General features: G+C 46.2%; 22 protein-coding genes. 2 read left to right on the top strand and 20 right to left on the bottom strand.

All coding sequences use genetic code 11. The features are described from left to right. Window positions 1-37: 37 nt before the first annotated feature. The 8 genes from METPAY_RS00675 to METPAY_RS00640 all read right to left on the bottom strand — a co-directional run bounded on the left by METPAY_RS00675 (window position 38) and on the right by METPAY_RS00640 (window position 8,945). The gene (locus METPAY_RS00675; RefSeq protein ID WP_013329403.1) at window positions 38-220 is read right to left on the bottom strand and encodes a hypothetical protein; all 183 of its coding nucleotides are present in this window, start codon (window positions 218-220) and stop codon (window positions 38-40) included. A 309-nt stretch (window positions 221-529) separates the two neighbouring features. Next, the gene (locus tag METPAY_RS00670) at window positions 530-1,525 is read right to left on the bottom strand and encodes an ABC transporter permease (RefSeq protein WP_048148240.1); all 996 of its coding nucleotides are present in this window, start codon (window positions 1,523-1,525) and stop codon (window positions 530-532) included. Between the two features lie 20 nt (window positions 1,526-1,545). Then, window positions 1,546-2,550: an ABC transporter permease gene (locus METPAY_RS00665; RefSeq protein WP_048148238.1), complete on the bottom strand. Its 1,005-nt coding sequence runs from the start codon at window positions 2,548-2,550 to the stop codon at window positions 1,546-1,548. A gap of 3 nt (window positions 2,551-2,553) precedes the next feature. After that, the gene (locus METPAY_RS00660) at window positions 2,554-3,477 is read right to left on the bottom strand and encodes an ABC transporter ATP-binding protein (protein ID WP_048148272.1); all 924 of its coding nucleotides are present in this window, start codon (window positions 3,475-3,477) and stop codon (window positions 2,554-2,556) included. A 328-nt stretch (window positions 3,478-3,805) separates the two neighbouring features. Next, window positions 3,806-4,945 carry a hypothetical protein gene (locus METPAY_RS00655; protein WP_048148237.1) on the bottom strand — a complete coding sequence of 380 codons (1,140 nt, stop codon included), beginning with the start codon at window positions 4,943-4,945 and terminating at the stop codon, window positions 3,806-3,808. 53 nt (window positions 4,946-4,998) lie between these two features. Beyond that, a complete protein-coding gene (locus METPAY_RS00650) occupies window positions 4,999-5,418 on the bottom strand; it encodes a hypothetical protein (protein ID WP_157198964.1) in 420 nt (139 codons plus the stop codon). Between the two features lie 1,049 nt (window positions 5,419-6,467). Further along, entirely contained in the window at window positions 6,468-7,652 is a 1,185-nt protein-coding gene (locus METPAY_RS00645; RefSeq protein WP_157198963.1) for a hypothetical protein, read from the bottom strand. A 138-nt stretch (window positions 7,653-7,790) separates the two neighbouring features. Continuing rightward, window positions 7,791-8,945 carry a hypothetical protein gene (locus METPAY_RS00640; RefSeq protein WP_157198962.1) on the bottom strand — a complete coding sequence of 385 codons (1,155 nt, stop codon included), beginning with the start codon at window positions 8,943-8,945 and terminating at the stop codon, window positions 7,791-7,793. A 239-nt stretch (window positions 8,946-9,184) separates the two neighbouring features. Between METPAY_RS00640 and METPAY_RS13970 the strand changes: the two genes are divergently transcribed. Beyond that, entirely contained in the window at window positions 9,185-10,102 is a 918-nt protein-coding gene (locus METPAY_RS13970) for a cupin domain-containing protein (RefSeq protein WP_052418601.1), read from the top strand. Window positions 10,103-10,104: 2 nt separating this feature from the next. Here the strand turns inward: METPAY_RS13970 and ablB are convergent, their stop codons facing one another. The 4 genes from ablB to METPAY_RS00615 all read right to left on the bottom strand — a co-directional run bounded on the left by ablB (window position 10,105) and on the right by METPAY_RS00615 (window position 15,459). After that, the gene (gene ablB, locus METPAY_RS00630) at window positions 10,105-10,953 is read right to left on the bottom strand and encodes a putative beta-lysine N-acetyltransferase (protein WP_048148230.1); all 849 of its coding nucleotides are present in this window, start codon (window positions 10,951-10,953) and stop codon (window positions 10,105-10,107) included. After that, window positions 10,943-12,256, bottom strand: a complete 1,314-nt coding sequence (kamA, locus tag METPAY_RS00625; RefSeq protein WP_048148228.1) for a lysine 2,3-aminomutase — start codon at window positions 12,254-12,256, stop codon at window positions 10,943-10,945. The genes ablB and kamA overlap by 11 nt, the downstream gene beginning before the upstream one ends. A gap of 381 nt (window positions 12,257-12,637) precedes the next feature. Further along, window positions 12,638-15,061 carry a peptidoglycan-binding domain-containing protein gene (locus METPAY_RS13965; protein ID WP_052418600.1) on the bottom strand — a complete coding sequence of 808 codons (2,424 nt, stop codon included), beginning with the start codon at window positions 15,059-15,061 and terminating at the stop codon, window positions 12,638-12,640. A 110-nt stretch (window positions 15,062-15,171) separates the two neighbouring features. Continuing rightward, window positions 15,172-15,459, bottom strand: coding sequence for a hypothetical protein (locus METPAY_RS00615; RefSeq protein ID WP_048148227.1), 288 nt, complete (start codon window positions 15,457-15,459; stop codon window positions 15,172-15,174). Window positions 15,460-15,510: 51 nt separating this feature from the next. Between METPAY_RS00615 and METPAY_RS00610 the strand changes: the two genes are divergently transcribed. Then, window positions 15,511-16,494, top strand: a complete 984-nt coding sequence (locus tag METPAY_RS00610; protein ID WP_048148224.1) for a potassium channel family protein — start codon at window positions 15,511-15,513, stop codon at window positions 16,492-16,494. 197 nt (window positions 16,495-16,691) lie between these two features. Here METPAY_RS00610 and METPAY_RS00605 read toward each other — a convergent pair whose 3' ends face one another. From METPAY_RS00605 to METPAY_RS15055, 8 genes are all read right to left on the bottom strand, one after another. Beyond that, window positions 16,692-16,892 (bottom strand): hypothetical protein, encoded by a 201-nt coding sequence (locus METPAY_RS00605; protein ID WP_048148223.1) that lies wholly within the window; start codon window positions 16,890-16,892, stop codon window positions 16,692-16,694. A gap of 8 nt (window positions 16,893-16,900) precedes the next feature. Continuing rightward, on the bottom strand, window positions 16,901-17,218 hold the full coding sequence (locus METPAY_RS00600; RefSeq protein ID WP_048148221.1) for a hypothetical protein: 318 nt from the start codon (window positions 17,216-17,218) through the stop codon (window positions 16,901-16,903). A 46-nt stretch (window positions 17,219-17,264) separates the two neighbouring features. Continuing rightward, a complete protein-coding gene (locus METPAY_RS00595) occupies window positions 17,265-18,179 on the bottom strand; it encodes a hypothetical protein (protein WP_048148220.1) in 915 nt (304 codons plus the stop codon). A gap of 1 nt (window position 18,180) precedes the next feature. Further along, entirely contained in the window at window positions 18,181-18,552 is a 372-nt protein-coding gene (locus METPAY_RS00590; protein ID WP_048148218.1) for a hypothetical protein, read from the bottom strand. 108 nt (window positions 18,553-18,660) lie between these two features. Then, complete coding sequence (locus METPAY_RS00585) at window positions 18,661-19,305, bottom strand: phage tail protein (RefSeq protein ID WP_157198961.1); 645 nt, start codon at window positions 19,303-19,305, stop codon at window positions 18,661-18,663. Then, window positions 19,302-20,399, bottom strand: coding sequence for a baseplate J/gp47 family protein (locus METPAY_RS00580; protein WP_048148215.1), 1,098 nt, complete (start codon window positions 20,397-20,399; stop codon window positions 19,302-19,304). Before METPAY_RS00580 ends, METPAY_RS00585 begins: the two co-directional genes overlap by 4 nt. Then, a complete protein-coding gene (locus METPAY_RS00575) occupies window positions 20,396-20,746 on the bottom strand; it encodes a hypothetical protein (RefSeq protein ID WP_157198960.1) in 351 nt (116 codons plus the stop codon). The genes METPAY_RS00580 and METPAY_RS00575 overlap by 4 nt, the downstream gene beginning before the upstream one ends. A 135-nt stretch (window positions 20,747-20,881) precedes the next feature. Further along, window positions 20,882-21,192: hypothetical protein (locus METPAY_RS15055; RefSeq protein WP_048148212.1), on the bottom strand; the 311-nt coding region annotated here is incomplete at its 5' end.

Here is a 21,192-nt window from a genome sequence, read left to right as displayed (position 1 = left end):
GAGGGACCGATCGAGATTTTTAATTCGTGGCTCAAACTCAGTATCTCCCGAAGGATTCAAGCTCTTCCCTTACTACTCTCCTGATGTCCTCGGCGTCGATCGTATTCCTGCTGCTGTTGTGAATCATCTTGTCCATCGTCCTGATCCCCTCGCTTATCGACTTTCCGTATTTCATCGCAATCTCTATCGAATCCTCGTCTATCCGGATTACCTTCGACATGTTACATATTGTAGCGGGGAGAATCAATAACTGTTACGATCTGTTACATGCCGGCGGATTCTATGTAACTATTTGTTACATGTGCAGGTTTTATCATTTCGTTTTCTTATCGACTGTGAATTCTCCCCGATAAGCCGATACGAATATTTCTTCGTTGACGGACCGGGCGGGCGGAAAAACGATCTGCAGATCTAACTTGTGCGTATTGCAAACTTTAAAAAAAGGCTGAGGTGAATCACTCCCGGGTGATTCATTTTTTCTGTGAATGGCTACTCTGTTGCATTTTGAATTTGATTCTTCATATCGCAGTCACCTGAGATCCATCCTCATGAATTTCACGTATGCTATTCCGAAAAAGACAATAGGGTATGCAACCAGGAAGAGAATATAACCCCACATGGAAGCAAGCACTTCTCCCACAGGGGGCAGAGTTCTGTCGTAACTTTCCACATCCTCAAATTCCAACAGCTCTTGCGGTCTTAATAAAACACTTGATATCTCATAATAATTCATCCTGAAGGAGAGATAAGAAGCAATACGGTGGATAGTCTCCTTGTTTTCATTGTAAACCACCGACATTTCATATAAGTCGTGATCATTCTCATCAGGATTTTTATATTCGCCAATAGGATCGGAAAGGACGTAATCTGAAGTAAAGTTCCCGATCGTAAATATCAGGTTTATCAGGACCAGAAATGTGAGAACTGAAAAAATAAGCGACATTCCGCTTGACTTTGAAACAGTCGAGATCATTACGGACATTATGAAAATCCCGGACAAATACAGGATTGTAATCACCCAGAATGCAAAAAAATAACCCAACTCACTTATTCCGGGGACAATCGAGCTTAATAAAAGGAGTGCAAATTCAAGAGCAAAAAGAACAGTTACAGCGATTATTATTACGATAATACCCCCGAGCACTTTTCCGTTTATGACCTCGTCCCTGTATACGGGAACCGACAGCATAGTTTTTAATGTGCCTGCTTCCCTTTCTTTTGTTATAAGATCGAAGCCTAGTGCAATCGCAATAATTGGTCCGTACACCCCGATATCTATGGAATTGCTTATCCCTGTAAAGATATTGATCGAATAAGGCAGATCTGAAAGAACATATATTCGATCTGCGGCAAGAAAAGGTGCATTGCTATAATATTCAATTAAGTAATAATAATTCTCTATTTCCGATAAAACCTGAATTGTACATAATGCAATCAGGAGGAACAACAGCCCGAGAAAACGAAGACTCGTGATATGATCCTGTGCTTCTTTTATTGCAATCAGTTTAATTCTGCTAAAATCCATTTTGATAATTCCCCCCTGCGTTATCTCAGATCCAACCTCATGAACCTGACATAGGCAATTCCGAAGAAGATAACAGGCCACATTATGAATATGATGAGTTTTCCAAATTGATCGCTGACAAGTGACCACACGCCTGGTTTTTCAGACGTGGCAGAGCTGAAGGGATCGTTTGAATTTCTCAAATTCATACTTATCTGATAAGAGGACGGTGCAACAATAGGGAGTGTAATATCTTCGTATACCTCTTTTATGGATATTGATGTAGACAGGTCGATAATGGCATTTTTTTCATCGTAGTATTCTTTCTGTTTTTCCTGATATTCATACATGCCAGAGCTAAATGAATCAGATGAAGGCAACGGTGGTTGGCCGATTAATAATTCTGTTGCAATATTGTTCACTCCCAAAGGCAGGACGAATAATATCAGGAAGATGATGGCAAGCGAAAGGATCAGGGAATTACTGCTGGTTTTTGTGATGACCGAGGTCATCAGTGCAAGTGAAAATGCCGTTATCATAAACAGGAGCGTCAGAATCCAGAGAATCCCTATCCCAAACAATTCATCAAAATCCGGCACAATTCCAAGCACGAGCATAACCGCGAGGACTATAAAAAATCCTGTGGCCGAGATTAAAATAAGAGCTGCAATTCCGCCGATGGCCTTCCCGTTTATGAGTTCGTCACGATAAATTGGCCGGGATAGTATGGTCTTTAATGTTCTGCCTTCCTTTTCCCCTGATAGAAGATCGAAGCCAAGTGCCAGGCCCACTATTAAACCAAATCCTTCTGAGCCAATCGCATTTACGATCTCAGAAAAGACCTCCACTGCTGAAGGAAGGAAGATCACCAGAGAGCCTGTTCCTGACTTATATGCTTCAAGCGATTCGTTGTAATCTGCTACACCGTTTGCCGCTTTAATGCCCAGGATAAGGCAGAATATTATCAGGATGAATATGAGCCTTCTGCTCCTGATATGATCGGAGAATTCTTTTTGCGAAATTATTGCAAGTCTTGCAAGATCCAATCTCTATTCCCTCCTGTAAACCTTGAGGAATAAATCTTCAAGTCCGGGGCGGTCGAGGTACATCTCGGTTATACCGGAGCAGTGATCTTTCAGTTTTTCTGCAAGAAGTGGCCTGATGTCACTTTCGACGGAGATCTCGATCCCGTCCTTTGTCCTTTCTATTTCAAGGATGTCGGGGTTTTTGATCGATTCGATCTCTTCGTAAAGTTCCGGGTTTATGGATTTGACAACGATCTTCTGCCTCGTTCCGCTCTGCCTGATGAGTTCGTCTTCGACCTCTTCGACGGACCCTTTTGCAACGAGTCTTCCCTGGGATATTATGCCGAGTGTCGTGCAGACCGCCCGGACTTCGGAGAGGATATGGGAGCATATGAGGACTGTTTTGCCTTCTTTTTCAAGCTCTTTTATGATCTCCCTGTACCTGAGTACTCCTTCCGGGTCCAGGTTTGCGGTCGGTTCGTCAAGGATCACGACCTTCGGGTCGTTTAAAAGTGCAAGGGCGAGCCCGAGTCTCTGGTTCATTCCCCTCGAGTACTCGCCGACTTTCTGTGTGACGCTGTTGAGCCTGACGCTTTTTAAGAGTCTCTCGATCCGATCTTCCCTCTCGCTTTTTTCTATGGGGTAGAATTTTCCGAGGTAGTCGAGGTTCTCGTACCCGGTGAGATTCCTGTAGAACCCGACATCCTCCGGGAGGTACCCGAGGATCTCTTTTCCCTTGAGCGGATTTAGTGCGACGTTTACTCCTTCGATTGTGCATGTCCCGGATGTAGGTTCGATCATCCCGGTGAGCATCAGGATGGTCGTGCTTTTTCCTGCCCCGTTGGGGCCGAGGAACCCGAAGACTTCTCCGTCTCCGACTTCGAGGTTGAGGTTGTCGACCGCGTTTTTTCCGTTGTATTCTTTGGTGAGGTTTTTTGTAAATATCATTTTTACCCCCATTTACGATTTAATTTGATCGTTTAGGGTTCTCTTGTGTGGTGAGCTAACATTTTCTGAACTATTCAATAAGTGATTTATGTGGCAAAGGTTGATTTTATTAATTTGCCCGGATTCCGGTTATCTGAAATATCCCTTCATTGAAGGATGTTTTTTCATATGATTACTAGTAAAAATTACAGATGATTCTTTAAACGTCTTATTGAACGATCTTCTACACATTATTTCAATCCTGCAAAAAAGAGATAGAATCCTTGGAAGTATAGAAATCTCTCTCTTTTATTTGTGAAGGTTTTTTTCCATATTGGCGTTTTTTATTTCAATCGTAATTTTTACCGTGAATATCAATTTTGCTATTATGCATGGAGAGTATTTCACCGGTGTTTGCATCAATAGCTGCAAACGCATAATGATCACTTTCAGCCCGTGATTCTTTTGTAGAATATGAGATCCCCCATGCAAGCGGTATGGGGCTTAACAGGTAGCCGTCTTCGATGTTCATATAAGCACTAGCATCAAGCCATAACAGACAGTTTGTATTCTCTTCGTCCGGATCATACTGAACTTCCTGCGGATTATCGGAGTATACTTCGTCCAGTTTTGCTTCGAGAATTGATTTTGCCTCATCAAGTGATATTTCAGGAATCGATGATAATGTCACAGACTTTTCAAAGAACTCTTCATCATTGAAATTTTCTCCATATACATACCCCTCACCGTTTGCTCTGTTAATGTAGATCTGTGCCTTGCCCATGTACGATCTAATCCCTTTGAAGGATTCACGTATGATTGCAATTGTTGTTATTGGATCGTTACTGCTGTCCGCCGTGTATATATAGTAACTGCCATTGTTTTTCTCGTATTCTTCTTCCCCTACCATTCTTTTAAAGATCGGAATTATATCCTCTTCTATGTCGACATCTTCGTGACTTATTATTTCGTCTCCGCTTGTATCCCGGATTGGAGCTTCATGATCATATTCCCAATAGACAATACGCCCTTTTTCAGGATCATAGTCTATTTCACAAATATTACTAGGCTCGTCTGTATCTGTAATCACACCTTCAAAGGTGATTACTGATACGGTGAATGATCCTGAACGGCTCGAGTCCCAGTGATAATTATTGAGCGACGAGGAATATGCATTGGGAAAAATCTGAAGGATTTCATTTTTGGCTTCTTTTACGAGTTGTTCTTTTGTTTCAGAATCATACTTTGGTGTTACCGGTGTTCTTTCTGTTATTGAAGTTCCCGGCAGTTGAACAGGTTCGGATAATTTTTCACCGGATGTTATGGTTGTATTTTCAGTTTCATGATTTACGGCGGTTTCTTCAGGCTGTTTTGTCACGATGTCTGTTCCTTCTATACCGGCTGTTTTATCTGTACATCCTGAAAATATGATTGCTGCAAGTGTTATACCTATAATAATTGTCGCAATGACCTTTTTTTTAGAATCCATCTTTTATACTCCGCTTATCACAAAAAATTGGTTTATCCATTCGGATAATCCAATTATGGGTCTGGATGATCAGTTACAGAATGATAGCCGGAACCCACCTTACCATAATTCACTGTGTATGGATTATAATCGTGAAGATCAACTGTCTTATCATGGCTATAGTAAGCCACAGTAGTCGATATTATTGTACCGAATCCACTATCTGTCAATGTCGGGTTAGATGAAGCATCTGTATTATACACTTTAGCATTTACCTTTAGTTCTTTAGAGCCTGCTGTGCTTTCAGCTGAACCTCCATAGATAAATCCATAAATAGAGTTTGAGTACTCACCGTAAGCTCCTACCTTATAGCCAGTGCCAGTCGCGTAACTCCAATCGCCAGTAGAAGCGCTCGCAGATCCAACTAGGACCATTGCACCGACAAGCATCATCACGGAGATGATGCCGAGTTTTCTGAAATTGAATGTTTTCATTTCTAATTTCACCTTTGTTTCAGTTTTTTGGAGAGGAAAATCGTCTCTGATTTCCCTGTTAAGCGTGAGTTTGTGGATGTTTGCTTCCTCTTTTGCTGAGCCAATAGTTTGCTGCCGACTGTCTGGAGATGAAACATCCCGTTTGTTCACGCTTTTTTTGAAGGGGTTCCTGTCTGGTCAATCCGAATGACTGATGCAGTTATCACGGGCAATTTTTGGAGAACCCGGTCTTTTGAAATCGCGATTGGATTTTTCATGAAAAAGTGCCTGGAACGACTGTTTCATTTGCGGTTTCTTACAGGGTTGTGTTAACCCCTTCCAGAGGGGCCTGTTAAGGCAGGGCAGTTTACTCCAGAACAACAGTGAACCTGTGTCCGGCAGTGATTTTTTCTGTCCCCAGTGAAGGAATATCGTACCCCCCACTGCCCACGAAAGAAAATTTAGTTCGATATATTATACGTCTTGTTGAACGATCGTCTACACGTTTGAGAAAAATCCCTTTTAGTGAAATGAAAAATACCCGGATCTACCTTCATTGTTGCTACACGCAGAACATATGAAAAAAATGCCTGAAAAAGATCAAGTGACGGCGAAAGGGAAAAGACGACCCGAAGATCTGCCTCGTGCGTATTGCAGACCTTCAAAAAAATATGATTAGGTATCGATCGGAAATATTATACCTTTTGAAGCCCAGAAATATTTTAGCCTTGTTCAGTTTTGGGCCAGGTAAATCCGGATGATTTTGCAGGCTGCACATGTCCCTTTCAGGGGTTTTCATGAAACAGTGCCTGGAACGACTGTTTCAGTTGCGGTTTTCTGCAGGATTAGCAACAGATTAAGGGGAGTCCAGGTGGATTCTCCTTTTCTGTGAACGGCTCGTGTTTTCTCTTCGGTTTTGATTTTCATATCGCAGTCACCGGAGATCCATCCTCATGAACTTCACGTATGCTATCCCGAAAAAGACAATAGGGTATGCAACCAGGAAGAGAATATAACCCCACATGGAAGCAAGCACCTTTTTTTTATTCGCATACGAACTTTTTTTCCTTTCAGTATTGGTTATCATTTCTGATTATATCGATACGATCATTACGCAGGTACACGATTTCTCCTGTGTGAGCATCGATATATGTATATCGGGCACCATTGAGAGGGCCCCCCATACTTCGTGATTCTTTCGTTTTGAATGTGATCCTCCATCCCAGGGATATCGGACTCAATAATTGATCGTCTTCTATATCCATGTATATACTCCGGTCAAGCCAGAACAAACCGTTTGTTAACCCTACTGCCGCAGCACCGCTATGATATTCGCAGTACTCTATCTCCTGCGGATCGTCCGAATATAGTTCGTTAATTTTTGCTTCGAGGATCGATTCTGCCTCCTCAAGAGATATTTCCGGGACCGGCGATGATGTCGTAGATTCGTTTAGGAATTCTTTCTTGTTAAAAACGTCCCCATATGTCGTAATCTCTCCGTTTGCCCTGTTAAAATAGATCTGGGTATAACCCATGTCCGACCTGACGCCATTATAAGATTCATGTATATATGCACATGTCGTCAGGGGAAAATTAACAGAGTCTACCAGGTAGATGGAATAATTATCCCTGTTTTTCCCGTATTCCTCATCGCCGATCATCTTCCTGAAGACAGGGACGATGTCTCTTTCTATATCGACGGATTCATGAGAGATTATTTCATCCCCGTTTTTATTGTTTATAGGTGAATCATAAGTGTAATACCAGGTAACAATTCTCCCTTTGTCCGGGTCATAGGCAACTTCTCCGAGAATATTTTCAGGCTCTTTCGTATCCGGGATCACATTTACAAAGGTGATTACAGGGACGAAGAATGACCCCGCCAGTTTAGTGTCCCAGCCATATCTGTTGAGTGACGAGGGATCAGCTCCGGGAAAAACTCGTAATATCTCGGATTTTGCTTCATCGATAATTTTTTCCTCGGTTTCGGAATCATATTTCGGCCTTATTGCAGTGCTTTCTGTTATTGATCCCGGCAGTTTGACAGGGTCCGAAAATTTTTGACCGGGTGCTGTAGTGACACTTTCAGGCACCTGATTGTCCGGTGTTTCTTCCTGTTGCTGGTTCGTTGTCGCTCCGGCAGTAGGGGACTGTCCCGGATCATTCCCTGAATTCCCGGTACACCCCGCTGCAATGGTGGCGGACAGAAGAAGTGCGATCACCATAATTAACACAAAATGTTTTTTATTATCCATTTCAAGAACTCCTTTCCATATTACGAGCAAAATTGTTTATTCCGGGGGAGTCCCGGCGCCTGCACCCGGCACTTTAAGGTGATTTTTCATATAGCCCACGAAAAGAAATTTGGTTCGATATATTATACGTCTTCAGTATCAGCCGTAATTTTTGCCATGAATAACAAATCTGGGATCACTCATGGACAGTATTTCACCGGTGTTTGCATCGACAGCCGCCCCCAAATATCTGTCCGTTTCAGCTCGTGATCCTTTAGAAGTATACGAAATCCACCATGCAAGCGGTATTGGGCTTAACAGATAGCCGTTTTCGATGTCCATATAAGCTTCCGCATCGAGCCATTTCAAGCAGTTTGTATTTTCAGCCTCTTTATACTGCACTTCCTGGGGGTCGTCCGGGTAAGCTTCATCCAGTTTCGTTTCTAAAATTGATTTTGCCTCGTCAAGAGATATTCCGGGAACAGTAGATAATGTCACTGCTTCGTTATAGAAATCCTTATCGTTAAAATCGTCTCCATACATATATATCTCCCCGTTTGCCCTGTTCAAAAAGATCTGGGCCCTGCCCATGTACGATTGAATCCCTTTATAGGATTCAGAGATATATGCAATTGTAGTCAGGTAATCATTCGGGCTGTCAGCTGTATATATGAAGTAATTGTCTTTGTTTTTTTCATACTCTTCTTCCCCGATGATTCTTTTAAATAACGGGATTATGTCCTCTTCGATATCGATATCCTCATGCCGTATAATTTCGCCTCCGCTTGTATCCCGGACAGGCGCGTCATTGTCATATCCCCAATAAACAATCCGCTTGTTTTCAGGATCATAGGTGATCTCACTTATGTCGCCGGCCTGATCTTTATCTACAATCACACCATCGAAGACGATTACAGGTAAAAATAATGTACCGACGCGATTCGAATCCCAGTGATAATTATTTAGCGATGCTGAAACAGCTCCGGGAAAAACCCGCAGGATCTCGGATTTTGCTTCATCGATAATTTTTTCTTCGGTTTCGGAATCATATTTCGGCCTTATTGCATTGCTTCTCGTTGTTGGACCCGGGAGTTTGACAGGGTCCGAAAATTTTTGACCGGGTGCTGTAGTGACACTTTCAGGTACCTGATTGTCCGGTGTCTCTTCCTGTTGCTGGTTCGTTGTCGTTCCGGCAGTATGGGACGGTCCCGGATCATTCCCTGAATTCCCGGTACATCCCGCTGCAATGGTGGCGGACAGAAGAAGTGCGACCAGCAAAATCAACACAAAATGTTTTTTATTTTTATTATCCATTTCAAGAACTCCTTTCCATATTACGAGCAAAATTGTTTATTCCGGGGGAGTCCCGGCGCCTGCACCCGGCACTTTAAGATTGTTTTTTATATAGCCCACGAAAAGAAAATTAACCCGATATATTATAAGTTTTGTCTGACAATCGTCTACACGTTTGAAAGACAATATAAAAAACGGAGAGATCCTGCACTCTTCACATCGACATCAATAAAATCAAAAAAAAGAGATAATTACTCCTGATGAATTCGTATCCGGTAATTTTTGCAGTAGTTGCGATTGCCTGTTTTTCTTTCATAATTGCGGGATGCACGGGGACAGGGGATTCCGGCGGAACCCCGGCAGGCTCCGGGCAGAACGGAACCCTATACATAATCGACCAGAACGATCTCGAAGGAATTTCTCTCTTCGGCGGCGAAGGAAGCCTGGTTGAGTTTTTCTCCCCCGCGGTTCTTGAAAAGATGAACATTCCGGAGGAGACCGATATCAGTATCGGCTATGTCGTTATCCCCCCGGGGAACGGTACTCCACTCCATTATCTTCTCGGTTCGGATGAGGTAATTTACGTTATCTCGGGTGGGGGCGTGATTACAATCGACGGCCAGGAGTGTGAACTCTCGTCCGGCCGGGCGGTCCTGATACCCGCAGGATCGGTCCAGTCGTTTATGAACGCGGGCGACACCAATCTCGTTTACCTGACTATTGTTCAACCGTATTATAAGTACGAAAACGACATCCCGGTCGACGGAGATGCCGGGAACATATCGTATAAGAGCCACCCGGAGATCTTCATCTCGAACCCGGAGGAGAACGAGGAATGGAACCCGTCTGACGGAGTCAATATTCATGCGGTCGTGAACCGCGGAGTAATGACACTGCCTGCCGATGCGGTTTCAACCGAATACAGTATCGCCATCGCCGAATTCTCACCGGGTGCATCGATTCCGCCCGAAGTCCTTACAGGATCGGACGAACTCGATTACGTCCTTGAAGGAGAGATAGAGGTCTCGTCCGGGGACAATAAATATACGGTGAGAAAGGGACAGGCAGTACTGATCCCGAAAGGTGTCTCCCGGGAATTCAGGAACAATGATAACGACAAAACCGTTCTTCTCTCGCTCGTAAATCCCTACTGGAGAGATGAGACAGGCTCATCCTGAAATCAATCTATTTTTTTGTACCAGACGTTCATCGATTCGAACGATCCGCAGATATTGGTATTGTTCTTCAGAGTCCCGCAGTAGCTGTAGCCGGATCGGGCGAAGAGACGGTTCACCGGTTCGTGTGCCGCTCTTGCAATTGTATAGGATGTGATGAACCCGTCTTTTTTCATCTCATTCTCCATCGCATCGAGAAGAAGACCCGCATATCCTTTGCCCCGGCATTCAGGGGAAACCGCGAAGTCCGTCATCTCTACGTTTTGGCCGGAGATGTCGGTCTCGCACGATGAGGCCGCAAGAAGCATATCGTCCTCCCATATGCCGAAATAGCTGATGTTCTCGTTCATCGTCTCCCGGATGTAGCCCGGATCATGGATCGGGAAAGGATAGCTCTCGAAGACCCGGCCGTATAATTCGGCGAGTGCATCTGCATCCTCTTCCCCGGCTATTCTTATTCCGGGATCTTTTCTGTCTTTATCCGGGGTTCCCGTGTCACGGATCTTTTCCGTATCCCCGAGTATTCTTTCGATCTCATCTTTGCAGGATTCCTCGATCTCTCCTCTTTCGGGACGGTAATATTTCGAGATGAAGTACCCGTCGCTTTTGCCGCTGAAAAATCCCGGGACGACGGCTTCGGTCTTATAGCCGTTTTCTGCGAATATATCTGCGGCATCCCCGTGAACTTTTGCAAACGACTTCGAGTATCCGTATTTTTCCGCAATGCCGTCTATCATCTCCGCAACTATCACCGGGATATCATCGGGTGAGAGTTTCATGAGATATACCCTGTCGTTTAATTTCCCGTGCTGGATTACCGAATTCCCGATAGTGCAAACAACGTCATTTTTCATCTCTTCTCTCCATCCTCTCGTTGTTCTCGGGATACAGGGCGATCGTATCGTCATAGTCGCACAAGAGTTTTTCGATCCCGATGGACTTCGACTCGTCGGCATTGTCGAGTTTCAGCTGGAGGGTGCAGTCATCGCACTTCCTGTTGCAGAAGACGGACTCGTAGTTGTCGGGCTCTTTGTAGGTGCAGATCACTCCTTCGTAGTTCCTGAGAACGACCTTGTTCGTGGACCACGAGATGAGGTAGTTGGGCATAAGCGGGATCTTTCCTCCCCCTCCGGGGGCATCGATTACATAGGTCGGAACGGCGAGTCCGGATGTATGCCCTCTCAGGCTTTCGATGATCTCTATGCCTTTGCCGACGGGCGTCCTGAAATGCGAGAGCCCTTCGGAGAGGTCGCACTGGTACATGTAGTAGGGCCGAACCCTGTTCATGACGAGTTTCTGCACGAGCGTCTTCATGATCCTCGGGCAGTCGTTTACGCCCGCGAGGAGGACGGACTGGTTTCCAAGCGGGACTCCGCCGTCTGCGAGCTTTCTTAACGCTTCGGTGGACGAGCTCGTGATCTCTCTCGGGTGGTTGAACTGCGTGTTGATCCATATGGGATGGTACTGTTTGAGCATCTCGACGAGGTTTTCGTCGATCCTGTACGGGAGAACGGCGGGCAGGCGGCTGCCGATACGGACGATCTCCACGTGGGGGATTTCCGTAAGCTCCGATAGTATCCATTCGAGGTACGAGTCGTCGAGAAGGAGAGGGTCTCCGCCGGACAGGAGAACATCCCTCACCTGCGGGTTGTTGCTGATGTAATCGATCCCTTTGCTGATCTGGTCCTTATCAGGGATGTACTCTATGTCTCCGACTTTTCTCTTTCGTGTGCAGTGCCGGCAGTACATTGCGCATTTGTTGCTGACGAGGAAGAGCACCCTGTCGGGGTACCTGTGCGTAATCCCTTCAACCGGGCTGTCGCGATCCTCGTCGAGGGGGTCGGCAAGGTCTTCCCCGATTACGTCTAGTTCATGCACCGAAGGGAAGGACTGCATGAATATCGGATCGTTTTCATAGTCCTCCGTCTCGATCAGCGAAAGGTAATAAGGTGTTATCGCCAGCGGAAATTTTTCCAGCGTCTCTTTAAGTTCGTCGTATTTTTCGTCCGGAAACGAGATCCCCGTGATCTTTTCGAACGTATCGAGGTCTCTTATCGTATGGCTGAGCTGCCATCTCCAGTCTCTCCATTTCGAAAGGGTTCCTTCCGAATCTATCTTTAATGTGATCTCTTTCTGGGTCTCTGAATAATTTATCATATTTATCGTTGAATTGAATCAATATTGTCGCTGTGAGGCTTACGGACCTCAGTCCGGCGGCCGTTTCACTTTTCTAATCCTTGTAAGGTTTTCAGGAAAAAAGGGTGTTTTCTAGGTTATTGTCTTTTTATAAAAGACTGAAAGCTTTGCCAGTCTCGGGCCGATGTGTTTTTTTGTGGTTTTTGTATTGAGGGATCTCAGAAGATCCATTTCCGTTTTATTAAGCATTATTTTACCATTTTATTCCCGGATTTCCGTTGGCCGGGGGGGCTTTATACACCTATCTTTCGGATGTTATATATGAATTGTGGACTGGTCAAAAGGCTGTAATCAGGTGATTTTCTGTCTTAATATCAAAAAAAAGGTGGTTTGAAATTATTTTCAGTCTGTCTTCTCAAGGCAGAAGCCGACATCGTCGCTTCTCCTGAATCCCATGGTTCCGCTGTTTACTATCGTGCGATCACGGACCCACAGCCTTATGATGTACCCGCATGGGTCCATCGATTTTGTATCGAGGGTCCATGTCCCGGATTCTCCTTCCGTGGGCACGATATCGAAACTTCTTACAGGCGGATTCACGGTGGCGCCGCCTGCAGGTACGCCCGGGAAAACGGCCAGGGTCAGCTGTCCGAAATGTTCGTCGCTGACGCTGTAGGTTCCGTGCAGGATATCGCCTTTCTTGAAACGTCCGCATTTTTCGGGAATACCTGTGCCGATCGGGTGGACTGTCGGGTCGGCGCCACGCTGGTACCCTGTAAGACCGATCTGGGGTACGGGATATTCGTTGTCCAGGCAGATTCTTATTATGCAGCGGGTTGTTCCGTCCGCTCCGCAATGAAGTACTCCCGGCGGAATTTCCGGGTTGTCGACGTCTTTTGCGACGATGAGGATCTCCCAGATTCCAGTTTTCGAACCGGTCTGCCAGTAGGCGAGGACGGGCAGGACGTAGTAGCGTTCGCGTGTCGCCCCCGAACCGGGCAGGACTATTCCTGGATCTTCGAGATAGGTGTAAAATCCGTCGGCAGGATCGATCTTCTGCGGATAATCTTCCTGGACATGGGTGTCGTTGTCCTTGATGCGGACTTTTACATTGAAGCCGTCGTTGAGGTCCTGCCACGGCTGCGGGTCTGCAGGGTTATACGGCCGGACCGAGATTTTGTACTTCACCGGTGTAGCTACGCCGTCGAGGACGCCCCCGGGCGGATTGTCGATAAAACCGGTAATGGTTACCGTTCCGCCGAACGGACTGCTGTCTGCATAGAAGGCGGAGATTATTCCGTTTCCGGTTGCAAGCCCGGTTGCCTGGCTGATGTCGCAGACGGCCATGTTGCCTACGGTTTCGATGTATGGCGTGTGCTCTCCTGTTGGAACTGGGCCGGGTTTGATAAGGATGCGGGTTTCTTCACGGTTTCCGTATTTCGGGACCCAGTTGGGATTGGCGGGCGGCGGCGGAACTTCCCATGAGAGTATGGCCCGGATCTTTACTTCGCTTGGTCCGGAAGTGCACGGGCGGCGGTGATGGCTTAGGTCGACGTTGAGGGATACGGCATACTGGAGATCTTCTTTCGGTATGCTGCTGATATCGTGGACATTGACGGATTCGGTGCCGAGATATAACCAGACGGCTTCGATCTCGTCGTACTCCCAGAATGCGACATACTCAGTGCTGCCTTTGGTGCAGAGGCCGCCGGAATACCCGCCCGGAAGTTTGATCGTCAGGACGCCTGTCAGCAGCCTCCGGGAGGAGTCGTAACCGACGCACCTGAGTTCTTCGTAATTGGTGTTGCCGTCGAAATTTGCCAGTTCCTTGATGATTTCCGGGATTTTGATGTCGAATTTGGAGAGGTAGTCGCTGAGTTCGAGTGTTAATGGTGCGGGGATTGCGGGTTTGGCCAGGAGTTTGTTGATGTGGGTGAAGGCGAACCTGTTTGCGGGGACGGCGGTGCCTTTATAGATCTCTGCCAGTTCGGCGATCGTATATTTTTGGGGTTCTTTCACCGGGAACGGTTTTGTCAGGTCGAGTTGTTCGAGAATGGTATTGGGATATTTATCGAACAGGTCGGAGTAATCGTTCAGGAGCAGGAATTTCAATTTGTCCATCTGGATTCTTGCGTCGATGGTGTTGCCCCATACGGGAATTGCATTCGGATCATCAGGCTCCGGTGGGTGATTCCATGAAAGGATCGCTCTGACTTTCGGGAGATTTTCGATTCGGCACAACTTCTTTTTCGGGATAATGTCGAGCGTGACGGCATATTCCAGCGGTTTTTCCCCGGGGATGTCGTGTGCGGTGAAGTTTACTAATCCCAGGTCCTTCCAGTTTCCGTCGTTGTTCCAGTCGATATAGAACCGTACATACTCGGGGGTGCCAGAGGAGCAGATGTCCCCGCCGTAACCGTAGTCCTTTTTTATGTGGATTACGGCTTCGAGCTGGGATAATTCCGGGTTATATCCGAGACATTTGAGCTCCTCGAAGGATGTGTCCTGTTTTTTGCTTTTGGCGGCCTTGTACTTGGACGCTTTGATGTTTCCGAAGTAATTGGGATTTGAGAGGAGCAATTCGCGGAATTTCAGGCGTTCTGGTTCCGGTTCTTCCAGGACGGTTTTGATTCCGAGTGCATTGACGCTTTCCGGGCCGATGACGCCGTCGATTGCCAGTCCTTGCTTTTCCTGGAATTTGGAGACTGCCTTTCGGGTTAATTTCCCGTAATCTCCGTCTACTTCTCCGGGGTCGTATCCGAGTTCCTTTAACTTGCTTTGCAGTTCGCGGACGGGTTCCCCCTTCGAACCGATTTTAAGAGACATTTTTTTCCTCCTTAAAAATTTTCAATTTTGTTTTTGAGAAAAAAAATCGATTTGTTGATGTGTTCTCCGGTCCGCCAATCTGCTGCATATTTTGGGTACTGATCGATTGTTTACCTGGAGAATCCCTGGAATTTTAATTCCTGTTGCAGGGGCCTCCCGATCTCGTGTTGGATCTTCCCTGCCTTAATTGGGGTAATAGTAATTTTTATATGGCTTATATTTTTCTCAGGTGGTGTGTCCTCACATTTATGGTGCCTCATGGCAATCCCAATATCATGCATTTGTATCCCGATATCTACGTGAAAATGTGGTGATAATTTTTGTGTGAATATACTTTTCGAAACGGAAAAAAATGTCTGGAGCCTCCGATAGGAGGGTCTTCTTTTTGTGTGCTGCATACTCCTTTTCCGGAGGATAATGGAGACCCGGAGTATCAGCGTCTTAAGGAAATGAAAGAGGAAAAAACGAAGGAAAAGGTGAACTCTGACGATTTCAATTTCGAGGGTGCGATACTGTATTCTTTTGGATCACCTCTTCCGAAAGATGAAGACATCATTCAGACAGACGGAGATATTAATTTCAATAAAATAAAGGTCATTGAGGGCGTTTGGTTTAAAAAAGCAAAAATTGACGGAAATGCCTTGTTTACCAATGCAAAAATTGGAGGATTTGCCTGGTTTGAAAGTGCGGAAATCGGTAGAAATATTGATTTTACATATGCGAATGTCGGCAAAGATGCCTTTTTTGCAGATGCAAAAATTGGCGGGAGTGTCTTTTTTACATATGCAAAAGTCGATGGAGACGTCTTGGTTCCATATGCTAAAATTAATGAAGATGCCTCGTTTTACAAGGCAGAAATCGGCGGAGAGCTCTCTTTTCATAAGTCGAAAATAGACGGTAGTGCTCTATTCAGGGGTGCTTCTTTATCCGGCGATGCAGACTATATTCTTACCCATGTAAAAGGAATCGTAGATTTCAGAGATGCCAAATTTTCGTCTCCTAAAGCTCAGGAAAATGCCTGTCGATTAGCAAAAAACCAATGTATTAAATTCGGTGATAATCACGAGGCCGACAACTATTTTTATCGAGAAATGGAGGGAAAGCGAAAGCAAAAACTTGAAATTTTCAGGTGGCCGGAATATGTCCTTGCCCAATTGATATTCGGATACGGCGTGAAGCCTTTGCGAACTTTTTGTATCTGGTTTTTATTCATCTTCACTTTTGCGATAATATACTTCAGCTATCAAACGCTTGATCCGGGATCGGAATTTATCGAATATTTTTATTTCAGCACGACTACGGCAATGACACCAGGGTTCGGCGGGTACAAGATTTCTCCGGCATGGCAGGGGCTGGCACTGGTCGAGGCGTTCTTTGGAACATTTATGTGGGCCGCTTTCATCACGATCTTCGCAAGGAAGTATATGCGATAGACAGAACTCTGTATTATATGATTACAGTTCCTAGGGCTGAAAAAATATTGAAAATGGCGCCAGCGGGGATGCTTGTCCATCCCCGCAAGCCTATCACAAAACGATCTACATGAATTGTAAGTCATAATAGCTGGGTGGAAGAGAAATCAAAATCAAAAAAAATTATCCCTGGTGGAATAATATGCAGAAAAAAGGGTTTAGTTTACAGGCTGAAGTTTTTGGGCTTCTTCATTCCAGGATGAGGATTCTCTTCCTGCTATGATGTCCTTTGTCGTGTCGGCCTGACGAGCGAGGTCGCAGTCTGATTTTCCGATCCTCTGTGCACGCTCAATGTATCGTGTGAATGCACGATCGTCTTCGGTAATTCTTTTCTGTTCGTTTCCGAAAAATCCAAACATTTTTTCTTTCACTCCTGTTTTTTATCGGTCCAGGCATTTTTGACTGATTGGAAATCCGTCTTTGCCTGCCGGATCTCTTCGAGCACCTGTGCGATGCCGGGTCCTGAATGTGCGGGGACGTTTATGCCGTACTGGCGATTCAGATCGTTGTCGCTTTTTGCGATTTTCTGGCCCCTTTCAAGATATCTTGTAAAGGCCCGGTCATTTTCCGTGATTCTTTTCTGCTCGGCTCTCGCCGGTGCTCCGTTGATCCATGCTATGATCGCCATTCCTGCAACCGTTACAAGTGCAGTGCATATACTTGCAGCTACGATTTCATAAGTCATGGTCGGTTTAGAGATTGAGGAAAAGAGGTATTAAAGGGAAGTCGGGTTAGGTCCATGTCGGCGCTACATGCCCCAGAGAACCAATAGTAACTTCTTTGGATTCCTCATCACATTGAATCTTGAAATCCTTAAAATAAGTCTGTCCGTATAAATGATAGTTATGTACATACATTTGAACAACGTCACCAGATTTGAGAGTCAGGTCTTGGGTATATGTCACGTAATTTGTTGAACTTACACTATCGGCAGTAGACCATACAAGCCCTCCGTTTACATACAGTTGGTGACCTCCTGGCCTGTCTGACCACACGACCTTCTCATCTACTGAGACCTTAAATACATTGTCTGTAAAAGGACAGTAACCTTCAGGAACATTAAATTGTAAAAATAAAGTGCCTGAACCTTCATATCCAACCTCACTCGATAATGCACTGTATTTTGTAACTCCTGTCCCAGAACTTGCCACAACCCTTAAGACATTCAAACCTCCAATATTTGAGATATTTTTAGTATTCCAATTTTTATCGGCATTAATTGAGATTAATGAGAGCATGAGATATGTACTGATATTACCAGTTATCGTTCCTGAGACTGAGAGATTTCCGGAAATCGATGCCCCCCCACTTGAGATTGCTAGACCTCCGGCGAGAGTGAGCGATCCGTCATTTCCAAATGAGGCTACCTGCGTCCATGATGGGATAGTTGAATGGCCGGCGGGACATGTCTGAAGTGTGAACGAACCATCATTTCCCAATGCAATTACAGACGACTGAAGGCTTGTATCCGGTTGCGTCCATACGCCGTTGTTGCAGATGGCGTTTTTGCATATAAACATCCATCCGTCTGTATGGTAGTAATGCAAAACCCCGAGCTTTTCAAAATTCTCGTTGACCGCCTCGGCCCAGTTCTTCCGTGTACATGGCTTGATCAGGCCGAGATTCGGTGTGTACGTGTCAGGCATTTCACGCCTCCGAGTTCGAGTACCCGCTCACGGAATAAGGGAACCTGAAGGTCATTCCTGTGCTCGGGTTCAGCGTTACAGGATTTATCAGGTTGCAGGCAAGGAAAACGTCGTTATTTCCTGCATCCTTTCCGACCATCCACAGGGCCCTTACTACGGTGTCCTCTGTACAAACCCCATAGTTTACCGTTGCTGACCACTCGATATCCTGTCCGTTTCTCACCGCTGACACTGCGACCCGGAACACTTCATTTGCCGGGGCTGCATCTTCTTCTGCGATATCTCCAATATCAAAAACCATGTGCGTATAAAAGGTCTTGATCATCTCGGCGTTATTCTCTAATCCCGCCGCTGTATTCCATTCTGCTGTCATTTTTTATTCACTCCGTTAACTTGTTTTCCGTACACCTGAAAAAGGAAAGTCGGGTATAAATCCCGAATTTTAAATAGCATTCTGTGATCTCCCGGATTATAGCGTTGATTAGAATAATGTCACAGTCCCCGGAGAGACGAGATGGTTCTCGCACGGATCACCATAGAGAGCTTCACCAAATGTCGAAAGGCCGTACTGGAAAGAAGATGTGCGGATATAGATCAGCCCGCCTTCCCTGGTCCTGTGAACTTCCCAAAGGTCATTTAGGATCATCACGAGATCTTCAGCGAGATACTTCACTCCTGCAGCCCTGGTTTTATCGACATTTTCATTGAAGATCGTCAGGCTGAAGGCATTCCGGTTGATACTCTTCAGCTCAATCGAAAACGAGTTGTCTCCGACCTCATGCACGATGATATCACCGGCCGGAACACCGGTTATCAGGGAGATCACGTTTTTGATATCGGCTATCGTTCCGTTGGATTTCCTGAACACCGCCGTTGCTGCGATCAATGCCCTGAAATCGTCATCCGATCGTTCGTTCCGTTCAAGTTCGAGAAGTTCGGCCAGAAAATCAAGGCTCTGCCCGGACGAATGCTCCAGGTTGTGGGCCTGGATAATGTCGTCGATAACCGCATCGATCTCGTCCAGCTCGTCTGCATTGATCTTTACGAGTTTGTAGTTGTTGCTTTCGGTATCCTGCCGGAAAGCCGAGGACAATCTCCGTAAAACTGAAAACGCCCTGCCGGTCATACGACATTCACCGTGATTATACCCTCACCGACTCTCTTATCCTCTTCAACCGGGAGAATCTCTCCTACCGTATCGGCGATATTTGTACCGTCGGTGATCGACAACGAGGAGATATTCGATACATAGCTGCACCCGGAGATTGCCAGGAGGAGTTTGTAGTACGAGAGGTCCTCTCCGATCTCTTTTTCATAGAGCCAGTTCGAGACCGCATCCGCAACCTGTGCCTGGACGGCGGCCTCCGTCGCACTGCTTATCCTGACTACCGTCACGGTTACGTCGATTGAAATTCCTGTCGCGTAATCCCATGTCACCGGGATACCGCAAGGCCGTGTCTCTTCGATGACAGACGAGATCTCCCCCGAATCTCCCCCCGCGATGGCGATATCGACCGAGTGCGAATTCGTATCCTCGACGACATTAACATCCATGACACCGTCGAGGGCGAGAAGGGCGGATTCCAGTGCCGCGACAGTTCCCTTTGCAGCCGGTTTCATGGTCATCGCCCTGATCCTCAGCTTCGCGTCCGTCTCGGCATCTCCGCCGCCGGTAATTGCTGATGAATTCGTGATCGAATCGATCTCCGACATCGAAGTAACAAGCTTCTTTATGGTTCCGCCCGACACGTTCCCGTCAGATCCCGCCTCCCGTGCAACGACCGGAACATCAACCGATGTCTCGCCTGCATAAAGAATTACGTCCTCCTGGGTCTCGAAAAGGATCGATTCATCCGCCGTTCCGACAATCGTTCTCGACGGGATTTTGACATCCGTTTCAATGGCTTCATTGACCGAGAAAGTTACAATCCCTGACGCTTTTAACGCCGTGTTCCTCTTAATCCCGACAAGGGCCACAATGCGGTCGAGGCTCTGGCCCTCCGCCTGGGATATGAAAGCGGAATAATATGCACCTTCCAGCTCCTGCCAGAGGGTCGCGATCTCCACGGCCGTCGACCTGAGTTTCTGGCCGAGAATCGTATTATTGGACAGGTCCATGTCATAGCCGAAGATCTGTCCGGCATTCTCAATCATCGTTTCAAGGACTTCATCATATGTTTTCGTCCTGAATCCCGTGGAAATTACACCATAATCAGTCATACTAACATCTCCATATCTACATCCGCTCCGTCATTCAGGAGAACGGTAAGCGAAACATACATCATTCTGCCTTCTTTCGAGACCTGAAGGTCCCTGATATCACTGACTTCGGGATGTTGGAGAATAGCTGCATAGACTGCATTTCCCATAATTTTGGAGCTGGGATTATTCATCTCCGGGAAATCCTCTATCCCGAACGTGGTATCGAAAGGAAGGGAACCCTTTACCGACCGGAGCAGGACTGTCAGATCCTGGATGATTTTTTCATGCCCGGATACCGACTTGATCCTCCCTGCCGTATCAATCAGGGTGTCGCCGTTTTCATCAATTTTAACTGCTTTGCTCATCTGGATGAATTCTCGTGCAGAGAAGAATATAAAGAAAAGTCGGAGCAGGGAACTCACGGGACCGGACCCGGCGGCATGGTCACGCCAGAATTGATTTCAGATCCTTAATTATTCGCAGGGAAAAAAATTCAGGAATTAATTAGTATTTACAAAATTCTGGTGCGATGCGATAATTCCTGAAAAAACATGCTCTCCGTCAAGTGAGATATCTCCGTCCCTGCATACGGGAATTCCGTTGATCGTCCAGAACGGTGAACAGTCTGAGAGCTGGCCGGCATAACATGCGGCACTGCATGATGCACAGCCGGTCAGTATGAAGTCTTCTCCTTTTGTAACAATCAGTCTCCTGTTAATACCGGCAAAAGTCTGCCGGTCGACAGGAGTGATCGCCTTAGGTCCGCCTCCGTGCGGGGGAACATCCGCTGTTCCATGAGCATCGGCGGCGG

This window comes from Methanolacinia paynteri, from assembly GCF_000784355.1.
Taxonomy (GTDB): Archaea; Halobacteriota; Methanomicrobia; order Methanomicrobiales; family Methanomicrobiaceae; genus Methanolacinia; species Methanolacinia paynteri.
This window is presented reverse-complemented; position numbering and strand designations above follow the sequence as displayed.

Bases quoted from the DNA above. Each gene is read 5' to 3' on its own strand.
- METPAY_RS13970 (WP_052418601.1), top strand. From the start codon at position 9,185: ATGAATTCGTATCCGGTAATTTTTGCAGTAGTTGCGATTGCCTGTTTT.
- METPAY_RS00670 (WP_048148240.1), bottom strand. From the start codon at position 1,525: ATGGATTTTAGCAGAATTAAACTGATTGCAATAAAAGAAGCACAGGAT.
- METPAY_RS00650 (WP_157198964.1), bottom strand. From the start codon at position 5,418: ATGAAAACATTCAATTTCAGAAAACTCGGCATCATCTCCGTGATGATG.
- METPAY_RS00610 (WP_048148224.1), top strand. From the start codon at position 15,511: ATGAAAGAGGAAAAAACGAAGGAAAAGGTGAACTCTGACGATTTCAAT.
- METPAY_RS00645 (WP_157198963.1), bottom strand. From the start codon at position 7,652: ATGGATAATAAAAAACATTTTGTGTTAATTATGGTGATCGCACTTCTT.
- METPAY_RS00660 (WP_048148272.1), bottom strand. From the start codon at position 3,477: ATGATATTTACAAAAAACCTCACCAAAGAATACAACGGAAAAAACGCG.
- METPAY_RS00640 (WP_157198962.1), bottom strand. From the start codon at position 8,945: ATGGATAATAAAAATAAAAAACATTTTGTGTTGATTTTGCTGGTCGCA.
- METPAY_RS00595 (WP_048148220.1), bottom strand. From the start codon at position 18,179: ATGCCTGACACGTACACACCGAATCTCGGCCTGATCAAGCCATGTACA.
- METPAY_RS00605 (WP_048148223.1), bottom strand. From the start codon at position 16,892: ATGTTTGGATTTTTCGGAAACGAACAGAAAAGAATTACCGAAGACGAT.
- METPAY_RS00580 (WP_048148215.1), bottom strand. From the start codon at position 20,399: ATGACTGATTATGGTGTAATTTCCACGGGATTCAGGACGAAAACATAT.
- METPAY_RS13965 (WP_052418600.1), bottom strand. From the start codon at position 15,061: ATGTCTCTTAAAATCGGTTCGAAGGGGGAACCCGTCCGCGAACTGCAA.
- METPAY_RS00600 (WP_048148221.1), bottom strand. From the start codon at position 17,218: ATGACTTATGAAATCGTAGCTGCAAGTATATGCACTGCACTTGTAACG.
- METPAY_RS00615 (WP_048148227.1), bottom strand. From the start codon at position 15,459: ATGCAGCACACAAAAAGAAGACCCTCCTATCGGAGGCTCCAGACATTT.
- kamA (WP_048148228.1), bottom strand. From the start codon at position 12,256: ATGATAAATTATTCAGAGACCCAGAAAGAGATCACATTAAAGATAGAT.
- METPAY_RS00575 (WP_157198960.1), bottom strand. From the start codon at position 20,746: ATGAGCAAAGCAGTTAAAATTGATGAAAACGGCGACACCCTGATTGAT.
- METPAY_RS00655 (WP_048148237.1), bottom strand. From the start codon at position 4,945: ATGGATTCTAAAAAAAAGGTCATTGCGACAATTATTATAGGTATAACA.
- METPAY_RS00585 (WP_157198961.1), bottom strand. From the start codon at position 19,305: ATGACCGGCAGGGCGTTTTCAGTTTTACGGAGATTGTCCTCGGCTTTC.
- METPAY_RS00590 (WP_048148218.1), bottom strand. From the start codon at position 18,552: ATGACAGCAGAATGGAATACAGCGGCGGGATTAGAGAATAACGCCGAG.
- ablB (WP_048148230.1), bottom strand. From the start codon at position 10,953: ATGAAAAATGACGTTGTTTGCACTATCGGGAATTCGGTAATCCAGCAC.
- METPAY_RS00675 (WP_013329403.1), bottom strand. From the start codon at position 220: ATGTCGAAGGTAATCCGGATAGACGAGGATTCGATAGAGATTGCGATG.